General features: G+C 36.7%; 23 protein-coding genes. 1 reads left to right on the forward strand and 22 read right to left on the reverse strand.

Annotated features, from left to right (window positions below):
• Window positions 1-35: 35 nt before the first annotated feature.
• The 4 genes from MKX62_RS01995 to MKX62_RS02010 form a co-directional block, all read right to left on the reverse strand.
• A complete protein-coding gene (locus MKX62_RS01995) occupies window positions 36-275 on the reverse strand; it encodes a hypothetical protein (RefSeq protein WP_340740517.1) in 240 nt (79 codons plus the stop codon).
• A 126-nt stretch (window positions 276-401) separates the two neighbouring features.
• A complete protein-coding gene (gene nadD / locus MKX62_RS02000) occupies window positions 402-1,037 on the reverse strand; it encodes a nicotinate (nicotinamide) nucleotide adenylyltransferase (RefSeq protein ID WP_340742530.1) in 636 nt (211 codons plus the stop codon).
• A gap of 107 nt (window positions 1,038-1,144) precedes the next feature.
• On the reverse strand, window positions 1,145-2,611 hold the full coding sequence (locus MKX62_RS02005; protein ID WP_340740518.1) for a nicotinate phosphoribosyltransferase: 1,467 nt from the start codon (window positions 2,609-2,611) through the stop codon (window positions 1,145-1,147).
• A gap of 14 nt (window positions 2,612-2,625) precedes the next feature.
• Window positions 2,626-2,760 (reverse strand): hypothetical protein, encoded by a 135-nt coding sequence (locus tag MKX62_RS02010; RefSeq protein ID WP_340740519.1) that lies wholly within the window; start codon window positions 2,758-2,760, stop codon window positions 2,626-2,628.
• Window positions 2,761-3,101: 341 nt separating this feature from the next.
• On the opposite strand from MKX62_RS02010, the gene MKX62_RS02015 reads away from it, so the two are divergent.
• The gene (locus MKX62_RS02015) at window positions 3,102-4,388 is read left to right on the forward strand and encodes an IS4 family transposase (protein WP_340742531.1); all 1,287 of its coding nucleotides are present in this window, start codon (window positions 3,102-3,104) and stop codon (window positions 4,386-4,388) included.
• Window positions 4,389-5,065: 677 nt separating this feature from the next.
• Here the strand turns inward: MKX62_RS02015 and MKX62_RS02020 are convergent.
• The 18 genes from MKX62_RS02020 to aepY all read right to left on the reverse strand — a co-directional run bounded on the left by MKX62_RS02020 (window position 5,066) and on the right by aepY (window position 20,800).
• On the reverse strand, window positions 5,066-6,172 hold the full coding sequence (locus tag MKX62_RS02020) for a DNA-processing protein DprA (protein WP_340740520.1): 1,107 nt from the start codon (window positions 6,170-6,172) through the stop codon (window positions 5,066-5,068).
• Between the two features lie 23 nt (window positions 6,173-6,195).
• Entirely contained in the window at window positions 6,196-6,771 is a 576-nt protein-coding gene (locus tag MKX62_RS02025; RefSeq protein ID WP_340740521.1) for a phosphoribosyltransferase family protein, read from the reverse strand.
• A 91-nt stretch (window positions 6,772-6,862) separates the two neighbouring features.
• A protein-coding gene (locus MKX62_RS02030; protein WP_340740522.1) for an IS3 family transposase occupies window positions 6,863-8,010 on the reverse strand; the annotation gives its coding sequence in 2 pieces (ribosomal slippage) (window positions 6,863-7,764 and window positions 7,764-8,010; 1,149 coding nt in all).
• Window positions 8,011-8,200: 190 nt separating this feature from the next.
• A complete protein-coding gene (locus MKX62_RS02035) occupies window positions 8,201-8,485 on the reverse strand; it encodes a DEAD/DEAH box helicase family protein (protein ID WP_340740523.1) in 285 nt (94 codons plus the stop codon).
• A 239-nt stretch (window positions 8,486-8,724) separates the two neighbouring features.
• Window positions 8,725-9,615 carry a class I SAM-dependent methyltransferase gene (locus MKX62_RS02040; protein ID WP_340740524.1) on the reverse strand — a complete coding sequence of 297 codons (891 nt, stop codon included), beginning with the start codon at window positions 9,613-9,615 and terminating at the stop codon, window positions 8,725-8,727.
• 33 nt (window positions 9,616-9,648) lie between these two features.
• A complete protein-coding gene (pseC, locus tag MKX62_RS02045; protein WP_340740525.1) occupies window positions 9,649-10,794 on the reverse strand; it encodes a UDP-4-amino-4,6-dideoxy-N-acetyl-beta-L-altrosamine transaminase in 1,146 nt (381 codons plus the stop codon).
• Window positions 10,791-11,843 (reverse strand): pseudaminic acid synthase, encoded by a 1,053-nt coding sequence (pseI, locus tag MKX62_RS02050; protein ID WP_340740526.1) that lies wholly within the window; start codon window positions 11,841-11,843, stop codon window positions 10,791-10,793. Before pseI ends, pseC begins: the two co-directional genes overlap by 4 nt.
• A gap of 15 nt (window positions 11,844-11,858) precedes the next feature.
• A complete protein-coding gene (locus tag MKX62_RS02055) occupies window positions 11,859-12,551 on the reverse strand; it encodes a PIG-L deacetylase family protein (RefSeq protein WP_340740527.1) in 693 nt (230 codons plus the stop codon).
• Entirely contained in the window at window positions 12,551-13,237 is a 687-nt protein-coding gene (locus MKX62_RS02060; protein ID WP_340740528.1) for a methionyl-tRNA formyltransferase, read from the reverse strand. The genes MKX62_RS02055 and MKX62_RS02060 overlap by 1 nt, the downstream gene beginning before the upstream one ends.
• Before the next feature lie 27 nt (window positions 13,238-13,264).
• The gene (locus MKX62_RS02065) at window positions 13,265-13,990 is read right to left on the reverse strand and encodes an SDR family NAD(P)-dependent oxidoreductase (RefSeq protein WP_340740529.1); all 726 of its coding nucleotides are present in this window, start codon (window positions 13,988-13,990) and stop codon (window positions 13,265-13,267) included.
• A complete protein-coding gene (locus MKX62_RS02070; protein WP_340740530.1) occupies window positions 13,987-15,234 on the reverse strand; it encodes an ANL family adenylate-forming protein in 1,248 nt (415 codons plus the stop codon). The genes MKX62_RS02065 and MKX62_RS02070 overlap by 4 nt, the downstream gene beginning before the upstream one ends.
• 1 nt (window position 15,235) lies before the next feature.
• Window positions 15,236-15,457, reverse strand: coding sequence for an acyl carrier protein (locus tag MKX62_RS02075; RefSeq protein WP_340740531.1), 222 nt, complete (start codon window positions 15,455-15,457; stop codon window positions 15,236-15,238).
• Between the two features lie 17 nt (window positions 15,458-15,474).
• A complete protein-coding gene (pseH, locus tag MKX62_RS02080; RefSeq protein WP_340740532.1) occupies window positions 15,475-16,011 on the reverse strand; it encodes a UDP-4-amino-4,6-dideoxy-N-acetyl-beta-L-altrosamine N-acetyltransferase in 537 nt (178 codons plus the stop codon).
• Window positions 16,008-17,075, reverse strand: coding sequence for a UDP-2,4-diacetamido-2,4,6-trideoxy-beta-L-altropyranose hydrolase (gene pseG, locus MKX62_RS02085; RefSeq protein ID WP_340740533.1), 1,068 nt, complete (start codon window positions 17,073-17,075; stop codon window positions 16,008-16,010). The genes pseH and pseG overlap by 4 nt, the downstream gene beginning before the upstream one ends.
• A 13-nt stretch (window positions 17,076-17,088) precedes the next feature.
• The gene (locus tag MKX62_RS02090; protein ID WP_340740534.1) at window positions 17,089-17,820 is read right to left on the reverse strand and encodes a glycosyltransferase family protein; all 732 of its coding nucleotides are present in this window, start codon (window positions 17,818-17,820) and stop codon (window positions 17,089-17,091) included.
• Window positions 17,821-17,841: 21 nt separating this feature from the next.
• Window positions 17,842-18,954, reverse strand: a complete 1,113-nt coding sequence (locus MKX62_RS02095; protein WP_340740535.1) for a phosphonoacetaldehyde reductase — start codon at window positions 18,952-18,954, stop codon at window positions 17,842-17,844.
• Window positions 18,951-19,664 carry a phosphocholine cytidylyltransferase family protein gene (locus tag MKX62_RS02100; protein WP_340740536.1) on the reverse strand — a complete coding sequence of 238 codons (714 nt, stop codon included), beginning with the start codon at window positions 19,662-19,664 and terminating at the stop codon, window positions 18,951-18,953. Before MKX62_RS02100 ends, MKX62_RS02095 begins: the two co-directional genes overlap by 4 nt.
• Window positions 19,661-20,800, reverse strand: a complete 1,140-nt coding sequence (gene aepY / locus MKX62_RS02105; protein ID WP_340740537.1) for a phosphonopyruvate decarboxylase — start codon at window positions 20,798-20,800, stop codon at window positions 19,661-19,663. The genes MKX62_RS02100 and aepY overlap by 4 nt, the downstream gene beginning before the upstream one ends.
• Window position 20,801 lies beyond the last annotated feature (1 nt).

Below are 20,801 nucleotides of genomic sequence, written 5' to 3' on the forward strand. Positions count from 1 at the left end.
TCATTTTTATACTTCCACAGAAATGAGCTGATCTCCTAGTGAAGTATAGGATAGAGCTGTCGTTCCAGAGTACTGAATTCATTCTTCAATGTATCCAGTTCACCATTCAACCTATCAATTTCAATTGCTGAAAGTGTATGTTCTACAGCGTACTCTGCTATCCTTTTCATTTCATTAAGCTTTACATTCATCTCATCCAAAATACAAACCCGTTCCTTGGTCCATTGAAGCTGTTGTTCAAGGTGTTGCTTCTGTTCTTGTTGGTCTTGACCCATGTATGTTGTTTCCTCCTTAAAACCAATATCTGTGCATGACACAATGACGAAAAGTTCATACATGTGAATAAAATACTAAGAGACTTTGTCAATGCACAGCGTTTACGCGAAATTACTCCTCCATTTTTAGTAGACGACTTTTTGATAAAGACCATTATTTTTAATGTATTCATAGCAGGAGCCTGGCAATAAATACTGCGGTTCTCCCCCCATTGCAAATTCTTGTCGAATATACGTCGAACTTATTTCCATCGCTAATCCTTTATCTAACAATTGGAATCTACCATCATCATGATTACGCAGAATAGGTGATTTTGAAATCGTGCTCAGAATATCAATCCCATTTCTAGCCATCACGATAAATTTATTTCGACTAATTAACTCTTCCGCCAATCGCCATTCTCCCTTGCCGATATCCACCAGCAAATCAGCACCCATAATGAAATAAAAATCTGCATCAGGGAACGTTTCTTTGAAATACTCCATTGTGTAATACGTATAGTGATCACCTGGTAATACTTCCAGTTCGTAATCATCCAAGATAAATTTAGGATTATTGTCAATTGCTAACTTGACCATTTCCACTCGATGCTTGTTTTGCGTTTGTACTTGTTTATCTAACCGTTTGTTTGATGAAGGTAGAAATATAACATAGTCCAATCTTTTACGATGTGCCACTGTTGAGGCTGTCCATAAATGAACGTTGGTCACAGGGTCGAAAGAAGAACCGTAAACACCTATTTTCATGCCTTTTTCAAACATTTTCTCGATGTCTTTCCCAGGATTTAGTTCTTGAAGATGTGCTTTTAGTTTTTCTGTTTTTTTCATCATAATTTATTCCTCCAACGTGTAATTTTTGTATTTCTTCATCAGCTATTTAGCTCCTGTACTTTTTCTTGTTCCTCACGAATATTTCTCATTTTATTATCCCAACATTTCTGACTTAAATCCACAGGATACTGTTCTGGATTCAAGGTACGCTTATATTCATCCCACAGGAGGTTTAAATTGTTTTTAGCATACGCTTGAATTTCCTGTATAGTTGGGGACATATACACAAGCTCTCCCCCTACAAAAATGTCCTGGTGTAATTCGATAGCTTCAAAGTTCGTCACAAACTTCGAGATAAACGTATGAGTCGGGTGAAACATTTTTAATTTTTCTTCCGCTTGCGGATTCTCATCCATCATAGCAATATAATCACCTTCAGCACGATTATTCACCGTATTCACAATACTATACACTCTTTTCAATCCAGGCGTTGTTACTTTCTCTGGATTTCCAGATATTTTAATGGTGTCAACCATATTCCCGTTATCATCCTCAATCGCCACCAATTTATAAACAGCACCCAGAGCAGGTTGGTCAAATGCAGTAATCACTTTTGTTCCGACACCCCACGCATCAATTTTCGCTCCTTGAGCCTTCAAGTTCATAATGGTTTTTTCATCCAAGTAGTTTGAAGCAATGATTTTCGTTTTTCTAAATCCTGCTTTATCCAACATTTTTCGAGCTTCTTTTGATAAATAAGCCAAGTCTCCACTGTCTAAACGAATCGCGTTAAAATGAATGCTATCTCCCAGTTCTTTCGCTACTTGAATCGCAATCGGCACACCAGACCGCAGCGTATCATAGGTATCTACTAAAAACGTACACTCTTTATGACGACGAGCGTATTTTTGGAATGCTTTGTATTCATCTTTATACGCTTGAACCATCGAATGTGCGTGTGTTCCAGCCACAGGGATGCCAAACATCTTATCGGCTCTCACATTACTCGTTGCGGAAAATCCAGCAATATACGCTGCTCTTGTTCCCGATACTGCCGCATCAAACTCATGTGCACGTCGCGTTCCAAATTCCATTACCGTTTGTTCGCCTGCCACTTGTTTGATACGTGCTGCTTTCGTCGCAATGAGTATTTGGTAATTTACAGTATTCAAGAGAGCTGTCTTGATCAACTGAGCCTCTGCCAAACTTGCTTCGACTTGTAGAATCGGTTCATTCGCAAAAACCAATTCTCCTTCTTTCATTGCTCGAATCGTTCCATTAAAGCGCACCGTTTGCAAATAGGCTAGGAAATCTTCTTCATAACCCAATTCTTCACGTAAATAAGCAAGATCACTATCCGTAAAACGGTACTCTTGAATAAATTCAATGATTCGTTCTAATCCTGCAAAAATACCGTAACCTGTTTCAAAAGGCAACTTGCGGAAATAGAGTTCAAACACAGCTCGTTTGTTGTGCATATTATCTTCCCAATACGTTTCCGCCATATTAATTTGATACAAATCCGTGTGTAGTGCATGCCCATCATCTTGATATTTTTTAGTCATTTCATTTTCCTCCTTTATTTTTCAACATCTTCTCTTGAAGGTGTCATTTTCTCCGCATTCGCAAGGACCATTAATTCATTGAATTCCTTCGCATTCTCACTTCCTATCCTTGAAACATCAGCGATTTCCTCAAATTTAGTTTTCATCATTTTCAACACACTCCCTTAGTTTTAAATTGACAATTTCATCTTTGTTAATTGTTATGAAGAAAAATAAAAATAACTGTCGTTTCTTTGATTTACGATAGATTTTGGACGCCTGACTGTCTGCAACAAGCAACTGAAGTAGTTCTTTTTTATAGTAAGAACTAGTTGATTATAGTGGAGAGCGGCGACCATATACGTCAACTTAAGAAATAATTAACGGGAAATGATTAATATTTCTCATAAAATGGTATAGATAAATACTATTAATCGTGAGGAGGAATCTACCATGAAGAGCAAGCATCCTGTTTTTGCATTGAAACAGCTGTTTGTAATTCTGTCTCCCAATTGACCTTAATAAACTTGCATTAGAAACAAAGTTCATTCAAAGAAATCGAAAAATGGGAGCTGTTAAGTTTCTTGAACTTCTTTTTAGTCAGCCAGCGAATATCGCCAAAAACTCTTTAACCAGCTTATGTTCAATACTTGAAGATTCAGGTTTAGTTATCTCTAAACAAGCACTTGATAAAAAAATCAATGAAAATATAGTCGCTTTTTTAAAACAAATCTACCTTCTTTTATTTGAAGGGCAATCTAAACAATCATTCAACAAAGCTCAAATCAAAAGTACAATTAATTTTAGGAGCCTTCGTATTTTGGATGGCACCTCAATCAAGCTGCCTCAAGCTTTCCAACACGTTTATCCGAGCACTGTTGGTTCAGGTGTTAAATGCCAATTGGAATTTGATTATCTTACGGGACAATTTATGTATGTAGAAATTCAAGCTGGAAAAGCTGGTGATACTGCTTCCGGAATGAAACGATTGGAAACTGTACAGAAAAATGATTTAATCCTTCAAGACCTTGGCTATTTCCAATTTGACTTATTCAAAGAAGTGAACGCAAAAGAAGCTTTTTATGTGTCGCGCGGCAGGTCAGATACAATGTTCTATGTAGATCATCCGAATCCACGCTACCATAAAAATGGGGAGATTATGAAAAAATATGCCCATGAAAGGCTTTATCTTGAAGAAGAATTGAAAACGATGAAGCGAGGAGAAACTCGTGAATATCCTAGAGTATACTTAGGAAAACATGAGCGTTTTCCGACTCGTTTAGCGGTTTATCGAATGACTCACGAGGAACAAAAGCGGCAAAAAGAACGTATTAAAAGGCGTAAACAAACAAAGCCAGGAAAGATTAAGCAAAAGTCACATGATCTATCAAGTATATCTACGTACGTTACAAATATTTCGTCTGAAGTCCCAGTGGAAGAAATTGCCGAATTATATCGCTATCGTTGGCAGATTGAGCTTGTTTTCAAGTCATGGAAAACAGATATGGGTGTAGATTATTATCGAGAAATGAAACTGGAAAGATGGGGGTGCCACTTTTATGCGGAATTGATTCTATTACTCCTTAGTATGTTGATTACTTATCAGCTTCGAATCTATTTTTGGGAAGAAAAAAAGATCATTCTTAGCGAACAAATCGCAATGAGGGAAGTAAGCAAGAGGATGTGGAAGATTTGTCAAGCAAGAGATGCCTTGGATTGGCACGAGACAATCAATAATCTAATCAAAATGTTGGCCAGGATTGGTCGAAAAAACACACTCCAATTCGCTGGCCAATAGAAAAAACAAACACACACTGTTTTAAAAAGGGATGAAATGAGGCTTATTAAACGTGCCTTCAATTAGAATGTTTGTAAATGTTATCCCCATATTCACTTAAAATGAAACCTGCTTCAATAACTTTTTAACTTTCTATTGAAACAAAATTAGAAAATGAAGCTTGCCAAAAGCTTAAGTTGACGTATATGGTATGGAATACAGACCATATAACTTTTGTTCAGTTTAGTCTTGGAAATCCATATCACGTCTATTTCAACTAAATTTTAGCTCCCTAGTGATATGAATGTGGCTAGGATTAAAGATTATGTTCAAGTTAATTATTCTTTTGTAAGTAATTGTGTCACAACCTGGCACCCATCACCGATACTTTTCATTGGTTCTGTCGGGAGAGCCCACTATACTCTTTTAAAAGTCACGAATTTACTTGGCCGCGTAGTAAATAGTTCACCTCTCACTACTGCTTTATTTCCCTTACGTATGCCTGCCAATTTTCTTATAAATAATTAAAGCCTAAATTGTTTGATCAAATAAAAAAACACCAGAAACCCGCCGATATTTGGCAATGGATTTCCGGTTCTGTTTTCTATTCGAAAAATGGTAACAGGCATCAATATTATATTTAGGACTCACCATTAGATTGACCCACATATTTTTTAAAATAGTGATTATGGAATTCGTTATAAAAGGCGTAGTTGCTCCATCTCTTTGGTTTTATTATTTTGTCCTATCGTTGAAGAGGAAACAGACTTTTCTATAAGCTGTTCCACATATTTCTTTATATAACCAGGTTCAATATTATTTTTTAATGCATTAAAAATTAGCTGCTCACAATGCTCTTCAAAGTCATAATTCACTACTTCTTTCTCATTACAGCTATTTAGAAATGTAACTATCGACTCAAAAGCCTGCGCTTTTTCTTCACTAATTAGTTTCTGAACGCCTTCACTTTGACCAATTGTAAATATAGGTGTCCAATTCCCCTGAACATTTTCAATTACACCTTCCCATGTCCCGCTTCTCTTTTCTTTTCTTGAAATACTGGATGAGGCCACCAATACCGCATGACCAGACACATGTATATATTTATTACGTTGCATTGCATATGCTCCCGAGAATGGCGCTTCAATTCGTTGTGCGGAAAGTAGAAGTAATTGTTCGCTTTCAATAAAGTTTCGTATTTCTTTCTTTTTCAACCATTTTTGAAGACCATCCGCAGGGAATACAATTGCCTTTCCACCTTGACGCAAGTACGCTTCTACGGCTGAAGAATCAATTCCTCTCGCACCACCTGATGCTATAACAACGCCCTGGGCCGCGGCATCTTCACCAATCTTTATAGTAGCTTTTAGCTCTTCTTCAGTTGCATTCCTCGCTCCAACCACGCCAAGAATTGGATATTCAAAAATAGATAAATCCCCGGTACAGTAGAAGAATGGAGGCAAATATTTTGAAGTCAATCTTTTTAAGCTTTTTGGCATATGGCTTCGAAATAGAATTTTCACACCTTGATTTATCACATTTTCCATTTCGAACATTGACAACCCTAATTGTCTTCTGGCCTCTATCTTTTTTATTATATTAGTTCTTTGGACTGGTTTAGCCTCTATTAATATATGAGATAGTTCACTTGATGTAATCGTTGTGACGATTTGTGGTTCAAGTTTATTTTTTGTAAGCCCCAAAACAAGTGTATTCCATTCTATGATAGTCAGAGGAATAGTTTTTGTTTTCGGTAATTGTGCACATAATAAGTAAGTAGCGATTTGGTTTTCATTAAACTTCATGAACACCCTTCTCCTTTCATTGATCACTTGCCTGTTATGGATAGGGCAAATGGGATGATAGATAGGGCAAATGGGATGATAGATAGGCACTGATAACGGCTACCTATTATATCTGCGGCTACCGCAAAAGTCCACCCTGAATCAACAAAGTCATCAACCAATAATATATGGTAATTAGACAACTCAATAAGCGGATCTTGTTGAATATATAAATAATCTCTGACATTTTGTTCTTGTAATCTACTATTTATCATTGTTTTTTGCTCTGGTTCGTTCATTTTTTTGGCAAGTATCTCGACATACCCTGCCCCGATTCCTCGCGCTACCTTTTCCGCAAATGATGATACTAGTCCAGGTCGACGATTCGAAGGTATAGGTACCACTACAAACTGATTCGTTGGAATATTGATTTCTTCTAAATAACGTTTAATTTTATCAATTGATTCTGCCACTAAACGATCTGAAAATACGATATCCTGATACTTTCCCTTTCTTGCTTCTTGTCCAAGAATTTCATGATAATAACTTAGAGCAAATCCTTCCGTACATCGATATGGCAAATTACGATTAGTAATAGAACTTCTTATCTTGACTTTCAATTTATTAAAGGTTTCTGAAAAATATTCCTGTATATTCTGTATATCTTGGTTAATTACGACATCATCTGTATAATGGTATGTCAACACTAAATCAAACGATATTATTAAGGGCTATTTTTTTATAAGCAACTGGACTTAGGTAGCCTAATTTACTGTGCGTACGGATATTATTGTACCAATTGACATAATCGAATAGTTCAAGAGACAGCTGGTCAAGGGTTTGGTAGTGCGTTCCGTTGATTAATTCTGTTTTTAAAATCTTAAATGTTGCCTCTGCCACCGCATTATCATAAGGATTCCCCTTATGGCTAAGTGATCTTTTAATTTTGTATCCACTTAATAATTCATCAATACCAACGTTTTTAAATTCAGAACCACGATCTGTATGAAATAAGTTCACATTTCCCAATGGGGATTTAACGGAATCGAAGGCACGCTGAACAAGAGCAGCGTCTTTTTGTGCTCCGACGCTCCACCCTACAATTTCACGATTGTATAGATCGATTAAGAAACAAACGTAACTCCAGCGGTATCCTACTTTTACGTATGTTAAGTCGCTTACTAACACGGACATCTCTTTGTCCACTTCAAATTCTCGATTTAATACGTTTCGAACAGATTCTTCATTTGGTCTTGTCGCCATTGGTTTATAGGAAGGTTTGGTGTATTTTGATTGAAGTCCAAGTTCGCTCATCAATCTTCCAATTCGGCGTCTCGAGATTGTAAGGCCTTCTGTCTCTTTATCTAGTTCTATTTTTAGTTTCCGAGTACCATAAACGTGTCGGTTTTCATTGAAAACCTTAGCGATCTTTTCTTTTAATACGCGTTCTTCTTCCTGCTTTACTTGTTCTTTTTGAGCGGATACTTCAGTGTCATAATAGAAGGTGCTACGCGCAATTTTTAGGACTTTGCACATTGCTGATACCGAATAGTTGTGACGGTTTTGTTGAATCACATCTATTTTCGTCCCATGATCAGCGCTGCTTGCTTTAAAATATCTACTTCCATTTCTAGTTGCTTATTTCTCTTCCGTAAGGCAATCAATTCCTGTTCCTCCGGAGATTGATTATCTTTCTCTAAGAAAGAACCAGACTGCCTAAATTGTGTAATCCACCTATCAAGAGCAGATGCGGTTAATTCATATTCTTTGACAATATCTTGTCGGCTTTTTCCGTTTTCATATAGGGCTACCACTTGTTTTTTGAAATCTGTAGAAAACGTTCTTCTTTTTACGGACATAGTAGATCTCCTCACTTCTTGTGTATTATTCTACTAGCCCTTAATTTAATTGTCCAACTAAGTGTAACCTATCCAAGAATGACTATCTGTATCATCAAGGGCCACCGTCAAATATCGCATTAAACATTTGGTTGTTTGCTGATACCCCTTAAGCTCCTCATAATCTTGCTTTTTTTGAGTAATGACGGCTTCATAATAATCCTCCTGCGAAATATAGGGGCGGACTGTTCGGAAATACCGTTTTTGCAACAAGACTTGGAGTTATTATCAGCACTCTACCATCGCTAATTCCAAATGGTGTTATCCCCATGACCCCCGTCTTTCCAGCACCTGTCGGGAGGACGATAATTTTATGTGTAGAGTCATCTTTTTCAATAGAAGATACCAATCGTTTATGTGCCTCCCTTTGGGGTTTACGCAAAGAGAGGTTATCTGAAATGAAAACTGAGGTTTGTTTAAGGTAAGATTGGTTCACTAAATTTATGCCCCCTATTGATATAGTTTTTGACTCGACACGAAAACTTATACTTGATTACTTCTATTGCATAATCGATCGTAGACCTAACAAAAAATACCCATCTTTATACACTGATAACCCTGTATGTCTATAAATTTCATTTGACTATAGCACTTTATTTGTCAAAGCAATTAAAAGTTTATCAGTTTTAACAAATCTTCAGCGGGGATTATCATACACCTTGGATTTCACAGTATTTAATCCATAAACTTAGTAGCAACAACAGCATTCTGCGCGAGCAAACAAGGAACTTCTTCAATAACAGGATACGCAAGCAAACTTTCTGGAGAGTAATACGTATTATTCTTTATGATAAAATCAGTTTTCGTCACTGGACAGCAAATCGGATTGATTACATCGTGAGTACCCGCTTTTTTTATAATCATCACACCAGTTGGATTCAAAGGATTCGTACTTATACCGAATAACTTATGTTCAATAATGTCATATCCAAGATTTTGAGCCGTTTGAAATAAGTTCGTAACATAACCGTGCTCTTTCATACGAGTTCTTGCCTCATCATTTGCTAATTCATAAGCTGGCTCTAACAAGATCAAGTATTTATTTGCTACACGGTATAATTCTTGTAACGCTTCTTCCTCGCGTCCACCGTTCGGTTCGACTGAGTGAGATGTATAAACGATATCAATCGAGTTGTCTTTTAAAGGCATATTAAATAGATCTCCTGTAAATAGTTCAGTATCCTTTATGCCTAATTCGTCAATGAACTTCCTTGCATATTTAATTCTAGACCATGAAATATCAAATCCATAAGACTTTTCAGGTAGGCGATTTAACTTTGACAGCATCACTGCAAAAGTCGTTGCCTCCCCGACACCTACTTCAAGAATTGAAGTATATTCGCCAATATCATTAATAATCTCTGCTAAATAACTGCAGTATAAATCTTTATTCGCTGGATTATTTTTATAGCCCTTCGTATAAGCCCCTGCCTGGAAATCGTAGCTAATTAAAATATCTTCCAAACTATTTTCTTTGTTGTTATATATTTTCTTCAAATAGGCAATCATATTTTCATTCTTATCGTATATTTCTTTGATTCGGTTTAACATCGACAATTTTTCCATATCAATCTCTCCTCAAACTACCATATTGATTAATTACCTAACTACAGCCCACAATGCCCCTACAACATCCTCCACATCCTCATCCGTCATCCCCGGATAAACCGGCAAAGTCAATGCCTGTTCATACCATTTCTCTGCAACCGGACAAAGCCCTTTTCCATAACCCAATTCCCGATAATAAGGCTGCCAATACACAGGTATATAATGAACATGGACACCAATATTTTGTTCACGCATTTCATGAAAAATTTCCTTGCGAGACTTTTTAAGCAATTGACTATCCAATTGGATCATATACAAATGCCAACCTGATTCTGTTTCTTCCAATTGCTCTGGCAAAATAATACCTGGAATCGTTGCTAGCTTCTCATTATACAAAGCCGCAATTTCACGACGCCGTTCAATAAATCCATCAATTTTATGCATCTGGGACACGCCTAGTGCCGCCTGGATATCACACATGCGATAATTAGTCCCTAACTCAGTCATTTCGTAATACCAATCCCCCTGCTCAATGGCATAAGGTGTCTTACTAATACCATGACTACGGAACAATTTTAGTTTTTCATAAAACACTTCTGAATTAGTAGTAATAATTCCGCCTTCACCTGTCGTAATCGGTTTTACTGGGTGAAAACTAAACATCACCATATCAGCCTGTGACCCAATTTTACGATCTTTATAATTGGCCCCCAGTGAATGAGCCCCATCTTCAATAACAATTAAATTATGGCGACTAGCAATTTCCATGATAGCATCAAGATTAACCGGTTGCCCCGTAAAATCCACTGGCATAATCGCTTTTGTTTTAGATGTTATTTGCTTCTCTATTTCTAGTGGATCAATATTATATGTTTGCTCATTAATATCTGCAAAAACTGGCGTGCCACCGCAATATAACACCGCATTTGATGTCGCTACAAACGTAATGGGCGTTGTAATCACTTCATCCCCTTCACTAATTCCCGCAGCATAGCAAGCCCCGTGTAATGCCGTAGTTCCATTGGAAAAGGCAACTGCATACTTTGCTCCTACATAGCCTGCAACAGCTTGTTCAAACTCTTCCACTTTAGGTCCTTGTGTTAAAAAAGGCGACCGTAATGTTTCCACGACCGCCGCGATATCATCCTCGTTAATGGTTTGTTGACCATAGGATAGAAATGTCTCTCTTTTTTTCATAGCAATAGCTCCCAACTCAAAGGAGTCCCCTTTGCTGCATCTGCTTTAATGGTTTTTCCTAATATCAGCTCTAAATGCTTAGGTGCCAGCCCATGTCCTGGACGGATGACTTTAATATTATCCTTCGTTAACACTTCACCAACCTTCATATCCTTTGCCACATAAATTGATCGCCTAAATTTCAGTGATGCTTTTTCCACCTCAGTCGGACCATATGTAACATTCCCAACCGCCTGCCATGCCCGTTCTGTTTCTAATACAAGGGCACCCATCTCATCAGGCTCCATTGAAAACGCTGAATCCACACCACCATCCGCACGTGATAATGTAAAATGCTTCTCAATGACCGTCGCGCCCAATGCAACGCTTGCAACCGCAACGCCAGTCCCCATCGTATGATCGGATAACCCTACCTGCACATCAAATAATTCAAGCATATGTGGAATCGTTGAGATATTCGTGTTATCAGCTGTTGCAGGATAAGTGCTTGTACATTTCAGTAAAATTAAATCTTTACATCCAGCTTCTCGTGCTACACGTACTGTTTCATCCAGTTCCGCAACCGTTGCCATCCCCGTTGAAATAATCATCGGTTTTCCTGTTGCTGCAACTTTTCTAATCAAAGGAATATCATTATTTTCAAATGAAGCAATCTTATAAAGTTGGACATCCAGCTCTTCAAGAAAATCGACAGCTGTTTCATCGAATGGCGTACTGAATGGGATCATCCCAAGTTCACGTGCCCTGTCAAAAATCGGCTTATGCCATTCCCAAGGTGTATAAGCTTGCTGATAGAGCTGATATAAATTTTGACCATTCCATAAACTATTCTCATCATTAATTTGAAAATCAGGACTTTCAATATTCAATGTCATAGTGTCTGCCGTATATGTTTGAATTTTAAGTGCATGAGCTCCTGTTTTTGCAGCAGCTTCCACTATTTCTAATGCTCGCTCTAAAGATTGATTATGATTTCCTGACATCTCAGCAATCACAAACGGTGGATGTGCACTTCCAATTTTCCTATTTACAATATTTATTTCAACCACATGATAACCTCCCTATTACTTAATAATTTTTCTGCCAAGCATAAAGGCTTCTGCTGCTTCCACGCCAATATTAGCACCACGCCATTTTGCTAAGTAGTCGAGAGCTTTAATTGATCGGGCATGAGGCCATTCTCTCATCTCATACGCATAGGCTTCAAGCGCCTTGAGCTTTAGTTCCAAGGTCTTTTCAATATCAACGTACCAGTTTGGTATAAATGGAGGCGCAGATCCCGCTGTCATCCATTCTGTACTTGATGCCGTTTCAAAATATAGTAATTCTTCTACATGATGATTTCCTGGAATTGGACGTACTGCCGTTAATACCGCTTCATGAATTCTTCGATGATCGATATTTACATCTCCAATATGATGCGTGTAAATAATATCTGGTTTAAGCTCATTTATAAGCCCCTCAACTACCTTTACAATATCCAAGCGATCCATTGAATCCATTCGATTATCCGGAAAATCAAATAACTTTAACTGCTTCACACCAAGTATATCATTTGCCTTTTGAGCAGCACTCTGAAGAATCATAAACTCTTCACTATGAAACTCTCTATTTCTTTCTTTATCCCTGCTAGTAAGGCCTTCAGCCAAGATTGCAGAGTGAATGTTATCCCCCATTGCCGCATGTCGCGCCATTGTTCCTCCACAGCCAAGTACCTCATCATCTGGATGTGCTGCTATAACAAGTATCGTCTTCATTACTTATCCACTTCTTTCAGTTTGATTCTGACATCCGCACAAATCTCGCCTTCTTTTAATGCTGAACGTTCAAATTCAAAAACAAATTTCCCTATCTCAATAAATGCTTTTGGATATCCCTCAGCATCTAACATCCGAATATAATCATAAACTTGTTCAAGAGTCTCTAGCTCGGATATATTGCCTTCATGCGGTTGCCGTCTTTTAAATTCAACTATATCCCCCACTTGAGGTACCGGTTCGGGATTAGTTTCAATAATATGGACAATCATTTCTGTAACAGTTGAGGCAGCTCTCAAATAAATTTCTTCTGCATTTCCATATAAAGAAAGAGGTGCTTTTAAATAAACTGGACCAGCATCTAACTCTTCCACACATTGAATAGCTGAAATTTTCGTTTCATAAATCCCACGTGCAATTAAATTTTGAAGTGGACTACCACCACGTCCGAATGGTAAATCCGTCATATGAAAAATAATACAGTTATACTTTTTATAAATACTTTCACTCACAAGAAAAGACCAGTGAGGGAAAAAAATATAATCAGGTCTTATTTCTTCTAAAATAGATACGGTAAGGTTTTCTGGAGTTTCTATAGCATGAATACAAATGTCTGGATATTTCCGTGTTAAATCTAACACAATATTCTCATAGCCCGGTTTACTGTAGGCAATAATAATATTCACATATAGCCTCCTGTTCCTAACACTCAATTAGATCGTTCCATTATCCACATGTACTACAGTTCCCGTAATCGAATTCGCTTTCTCAGAAAGTAAAAAAAGAACTGTGCTCGCTACGCTTGAGATATCCGTTTCTTTTTTTAATGACGTTCTTTGATAAATACGTTCTTTTTGATTTTCTGTTAATGTCTCACTCATAGAAGTCTCCATGAAGCCTGGAACAACACAATTTGAACGAATGCCCTTACTTCCCCATTCACGGGCTGTATTTTTCGAAAAGGCTTCTATCGCTCCCTTAGTTGCTGCATACATGCTTAATCCTTTATAGCCCGTATGCGCACTGATTGATGAAATATGAACAATTGAACCTTGCGTTTTATGCAACAACATATCTCTAATCGCATATTTTGTTAGGTGCATTGCCGAAAATACATTCACTTGAAACATCGCTTCTAATCGATCTATATTCAGATTTGAAATAATATCATCATAAGCAAGCGCTGCATTATTAACTATGCCATACACTGGCCCTATTTTCTTGATTTCATCTATATATAGCCGTTTTATATCCTTTACATTTTCCAAATCAAAGGATAATGGTTTAAAACGTTCTGGGTATGCCATTAATAAATCCTGAGCTGACTCTTTACTCGTACGACTAATTCCAATAACACCATAGTCTGTTTCGCTCAAAATTTGTTGGACAATTTCTCTACCTACACCTTTCGAATCGCCAGTAACAATAATCCATTTCATGTTCTTACCTTCTTTCCAGTTCGGGTCATAGGCAATTCATCTACAAACTTAATAATGCGTGGCACTTTCCATTCCTGTAGTTGGGCAGATGCAAATTGTTTAATTAGTTTTTTAAGTTCTTTATCATCCACTTCTTCATCTTTAATAACATCAGCAATAACAATTTCACCTGTTACACTATTCTTTTTACCTTTTACTAAAATATCCTTAATGCCAGGTACTTGAATTAAAACCTTTTCAACTTCCAATGGATTTACTTTATAGCCACCTATATTGATCATATCTGACTGGCGTGAGACAAATTTGAAGTGAGAGTCATCAATAACCTCTACAAGATCCCCCGTATTAAACCATTCATCTTCCAATAAAAATGAGGACGAGTTCCCTAATAAAGAATGGTGAACATATAACTCGTTTCGCTTGGTGATTTTAATGAGGTTTTGGTGTTCTTGCTTAATGTTAAAAATACCGCCTTGAGCCGTAAACAAACTTCCAGCTTCAGTAGACGCATAGATATTATTTATTTTAGCGTTTTTAAAAACTCTTTGAATCTTCGCTTCCAATGAACTGTCATATTTCTCTCCACCAAATGTAACCTGCTTAACAGATGGATACACGCCTGTTTGTAGATAAGGCATTGCGTTCCGATAGAATGTTGGTGTTGCGGAAATACTTGTTACCTGATAGCTATCAATTAATTTAGGCAGTTTCTTCAGGGCTTGTCCAAACACATAGACAATTGTATTTTGATTTAATAATGCTTGTAAGAATACTTGTAATCCGGCCATATGAGTTGGATTGAAAGCAAATGCCCATACGTCACAACCAAACTTTTCATGTTTCTTTACATTTCTAGCAAGCATACTAAAAGAATGACTTACTTTCTTAGGCTTCCCTGTAGTTCCTGATGTGTATAAAGTTAACCGCCAGTTTTCTACTTCATTAATTCTACTAATTACTTTATCGATATTTTGAAAGGTAAGTTGATTCTCTATTGTATGTACCTTAGTTAAATCTCTTATATCAATATTTAATTCCCTTAGTTCTTCTTCAGAAAAATCACCATCTAGAATTTCAATAGGAAAGTCATAAACTAGGCTGTGAATAATCTTTGAAAATATCATATACGGTTCGTTGTCTTTAATGTATAAAAAAGGAGAGTATTTATCTAATTCACTCAAATCTTTTAGCAGCGTGTCATATGTATAGAGTGTTCCATCATGTACAAGAAATATTTTCTCCATATTATTTACCAACAATTTTACTTTGTATTTCACCAATCGTTTGAACAATGCTATCCTCAAAAATATCAATGTCAAACTCATCTTCAATTCGAACCGTCAATTCTGCCAGCATTAAAGAATCCAACCCCAAATCATCTTTCAAGTGCATAGATGGATCTAGATTTTTAAGCACCTCATAGCTTGCTTCTTCACGCATTTCATTAATAATTTGTAACAGACTCATAGTCTCTCCTCCTATAGTTACTCTTCAAATTCACTTATGTATTTTTGATATTTAGTTATTGCAATCCACTCATCCTTCAAGAGTTCCATGACAACTAAATCATTAAATATTCCCTTTTTATAAATATGCTCTCTATAAATTCCTACCTCACGACACCCATGCATTTTGTTCAGCTTAATAACATTCTCATTACCACTCATCACTTCAGCCGTAATTTTATGAAAGCCAAGCTTTAGGAATACATAGTTATATAAGTAAAGAGGAACTATTCCCCCATATAATCTGTAATTTTCTTCCCCAATATAAAAGCCCCAGCTTGTTCTTTGATTAACAAAGTCTATATCACTTAAATAAATTAACCCAACAGGCTGGTTCTTCATTTCAATGATCCAATATCGATCTGTTGAAGATACCGAAACTTTAGTGAACCAATCTTGTTGTTTATTGATATCTTTTTCAATATCCGTATTCATAAACCGTGTAACGTCTTCTTGTGTTCTCCAATCAAGAACTTGTTTGAGATGTTCTTCTCTTAACTTTTTGAATCGAATCATTTGAGACCTCCTAAAACCTGCTTAATCATATTTAGAACAATATACTCTTGTACTCTGACCGAGTCGATAATCCTCAAACTATTTCGGGATAGTTTTCTTACCTCTTTACTGCAATTTAATAATTTTATGAGTGGCTGTTTAATCATTTCACTGGAAGTATCTTTACTTTCACCAACATACACAGTGACCTCTTGATCATTTAAAAAGGTCGTCGCTTCCAACTGATTATCTGCAATCACAGTCGTTAAAGTAGGGAGGCCTAAAAAACATCGCTCCCATGTCGTCGCCCCACCTGCACCAATCGCAAGATCTGCTTTCCACATCATTTCAGCCATATTACTGACTTGACAATAAAAATTTGTATTTTGCATCTTATTGCACATCTGTTCAATTTCATGACGCTTCGGGTTCGATGCTCCAACAACGACATTGATTTCAATTTCAGGTATGTTTATCTCTCTAATCGCTTCTAATGTTTTGATTGTTTCACCAGTAGGATCTGTTCCACCAAAAAAGATAAGAATATTATGAACTTCTCCGGTTCTTTCTCGTGGTTTATTGGCTACTTGCAAAAATTCATCACGAAGTAGCACATGATCGGGTCCAAGCATCTGTACACAATGGTCCGGAGCAAGCCCTCTATATCGTTCCCTCATATTCAAATAATAATTTTGATCCAGAAGCAAATCACAATCATGCGATCTATTCGCCAAATCATCAATAACCATTATCTGCTTCGTGCAAAGGCGGAGTATACTTTCCCAACGATTATCTAATTCATAATGATCCACAATGATTAAATCAACTTCGATGTTCAAGTCTTCTATAATCGCTCTGGTTGCTTCAGCATCACTCTTCCACTGGACATCATTTTTAACAGACGGCAGTATAGCCACCTGCATCCCTTGACTTTGTAAGTAAGAGATACTATTTCCTTCAAGGTTACGACAAACAAACGTCACTTCTGCTCCGTGACGTTTGAATTGGTTGGCCAATGTCAAACATCGCATGACATGACCCGTACCTATTTCAATTGAGGCATCTGTGCGAATGACTATGTTCATTTCGAATCACATCCTACAATTTCTTTTGTTCAATATGTGCATTAATTTGAGACCAAGTAGGTTTTTCTTCAAGCAGATTGAGGACACCTTGCATTGTAAACTGAGGATTGCTTGGATAAAGGGCTTTTAGTATTTTTTTAACTAATTCAAAATCTTCTTCTGTATCGACAGTCCAGCGATAACTGCTCAAATCATTGGCTAACCTTAGATTAACATACTGAAACTGTTCCGGATTCGTATAAAAAAATGCCGTTACATGCTCACGGTCCTTTTCTAATGAGGCATGTTCGTGCGCCTTCTGTAAAGCTTCAAAAGAAAATACTTCAGTGTCCAACCCGCGTGGAAAAGTCCTTTCCAATGCATTCGATGCGTAATCGATTGTTCCTTGCTTCTCCAAATAGATTTGAATAACTTCATCTATCACTGCTGGATCAATCAATGGACAATCTGATGTCAGGCGTACAATGATATCCGCTCTACATTCTACAGCAGCTCCGTAGTAGCGGGAGAGCACATCATTTTCTGAACCTCTATATACATGGACACCAAGTTGCTCACATAACACTACGATAGGGTTGTCACTTTCTTTTACCGTAGTTGCTACAACAATTTCATCTATCAGTAAAGAGCGCTTCACGCGCTCTAGCTGATACTCTAGTAATGTTTTGTTCATGACAGTTTTCAATACTTTCCCTGGTAGTCTAGTTGAATCCATACGAGCTTGAATGATTGCTATGATTTTCATTGCATCAATTCCCTTTAATATTTAATTACGAATCTTGTTGGAAATATTCTCAAATAGTATATTACTATCAATCAAACTATTTTTTGCACGACTTGTTTGAGATAATGATTCTTTTATCAAAGAAAAATCCAACTCTGTAAGACCATATTCCGTATAACTTGTCGTAACATGGAGTGCCCCAAAGAGTTTATTTAAAATTTCTACTGGATTTTCTCCGAAGCATTTTTGCAAATCCAACTTCAATTCAGCATTAGTTAACGCGACATTCAATATATCTGGCAGCGTAATACTCGCTGCTATCCCATGCGGAATATCCTTGTGCAATGTCATATAATAGGACATTGCATGGGCAATTGCAGTTTGTGTATTTGAAAATGCTAGACCTGCTTTTAAGGAGGCTAACATCATTTCAGATCTTAGATTTATATCATCTAAATTGTTCACTAACCTTGGTAGAACATCCACTATTTTTAGTATCGCATTAGTCGCATAATTTGATGTTAAAGGACTTGCATTAACGTTCCATAAAGATTCAAGACAATGTGATAAAGCATCTAATCCTGTTTGTATCGTCAACTCTTTTGGTAAAGTCAGCGTCAATGCTGGATCACATATAGCTACTTCACACCAAAGTTTATCCGTATGAATCGAATACTTCTTTTTATTCACATCATCCCAAATTGTTCCCCATGGCGTCACTTCACTACCTGTTCCTGCAGTCGTTGGAATCGCAATAATTGGTTTATATAAAATTTCATCAGATTGGTAACCATTGAATAGCATGTTTTCAATGAGTTTAAACGGCTCATCACTTGACTTTTCTTTATAAATTGAAAGAGCCTTAGCGATGTCAATAACACTTCCACCGCCTAATGCGACAATTACATCGAATGACTCGAATTCTAGCTCCTTATATAAAACTTCTAATTGCTCAAGTGTTGGATTTGGTTGGATATTGTTAATTACTCGGGTAATCATTGGATTTTTCTCTTTTACCGAAGCAACGACACCCCGTTCTTCGAATCCATTGGAAGTAATCAAAAGTGCTTTTCGATTTCCAATCCATTGTGACAATCTTTCCAATGAACCTATGCCGAAGTCAATCTTAACCGGATTATAATATTTAAAATTCACTTAAATATCTCCTTCGCTTTTTCGTAATCTTCAAGGAAGTCTACCTCAATCCACGGTTCATTATTAGTAGACACACAATATAATCTTAATCCATCTTGAGCCATGTTTGTAAAAGCAAATGTATCATATACATTATAATGTTCTTCAGTTAAAGCCTTCTCAATATAAGTAAATACGATGTCAGGATTTTTAATCGCTGCAATACCAATCCATTCACCATCACTCTGTTCAAGCACGATTTCTTTATTCGATTCGATTAATGTATTTTTATCTGTTACGCGTACCTTCATAGCCTCTTCATTTGTTTCTTTAAAATCAACAGATAAGTCAATTACAGCCAAGGAATCTTTCGTTTGCTCAATAAAGTCTTTTAATAGTTCCTCTGAAAAAATGATATCTCCATGCAAGTAATAAAATGGGTCATCATTAACTGCTGATTTGGCAAACCAGAGAGAACCCATATTGTTGCAATACTTGTAAAAAGGGTTAAAAATAAACTGAGCCTGTCCTTTTGCTTTATTCATTATATCTTCTTTCCGATAACCAACAACTATAAATATTTCTTCCACACCATGTTCTTTTAACAAAGAAATATTTCTCATCAATATTTCTTCCTCGTTTACTTTTAAAAGCGTTTTGGGTGTTTCTAATGTTAAGGGATAAAGTCTACTTGATAATCCAGCTGCAACAATAACCGCTTTTTTAATCAATTTTGATCACCACTTATATAATTAATAAACCGATTCTTTACTTCAAAAGGTTTCACTTTAGGACGTGCCAAATCTTCTTTTATCCCAGGGCTAGTTTTTAGGTAACCAAATGTTAATCCAGCGTTTTGTTTCCATTGTTTCAAAGATAATTGTAAATCTTGCAGAGTGCTTAAAGCATCTATCCGCTGATAGCGTGCACCTTCCACAATTTTTATAAAGTCGACATTTGCTGAAACAGTTTCTTGTCCGCCAGTCGATTCATGCATGCCATTGTCCAACAATAAATGATACAGATTATCGGGTGAATAGTACGCATTTGTTGTAATCGAACCCATACGCATCAAAAATGCACCATCTCCATCAATAGCAATTACCTTCTTATCAGGACGGGCTAAAGCTAAGCCCAATCCTAACGAACTAATACATCCCATTGACCCTACCATGTACAACTGATTCACTTTATCTTCCAATTCATAAAGTTCTCTGCCTGTAACACCTGTTGTGGCAAGAATAAGTATGTCAGAATCTGATGCGTCTTGAACTTGTTTTAAAGCCTCGATTCGCTTCGGAAAAGCTGAAGGAAATTCACTTTTTACTGTTACGGAAATCACTTCGGTTTCTTTTGATTTAGATAATAACTTTACAGGTCCTAGCGTATTCTTTTTTACAATAAAGAAAAAAGATTCACCTTGTTCAATTAGGTTATTCGCTCTTTTTAATTGCTGTTTAGCTTCCTCTAAATCTGTCGATAATACTTCATTAGCAATCTTCATCGTATCTAATAAATCATTGGTTATCTTCCCCATTAGTTCATGTTGTGGCTCATCTGCAATTCCTTCTTCACCACGTAAACTCACAAAACCTAAGACAGGAATTTCAAAAATTTGATTTAAAGACGTCAAAGGGGATACCGCATTTGTGATACCGGAGTTTTGGCAAAGAAAAACTGTTTTCTTTCCGCCTAATTGAGCCCCCGCACAAATGGCAACCGCATCTCCTTCATTTGCACTCATAACAAATTGTTCTTTATTAATCGCATAATTAATCATACTTTTTAAAAATGAACAAGGAACGCCACTATAAAAGTTAAAGCCTAAAGCATCCAATTCTTTACCGAATGTATCCATACTTAACATC

Origin of the sequence: Sporosarcina sp. FSL K6-5500 (assembly GCF_038005665.1) — a bacterium.
In the GTDB taxonomy this organism is placed as follows: Bacteria; Bacillota; Bacilli; order Bacillales_A; family Planococcaceae; genus Sporosarcina; species Sporosarcina psychrophila.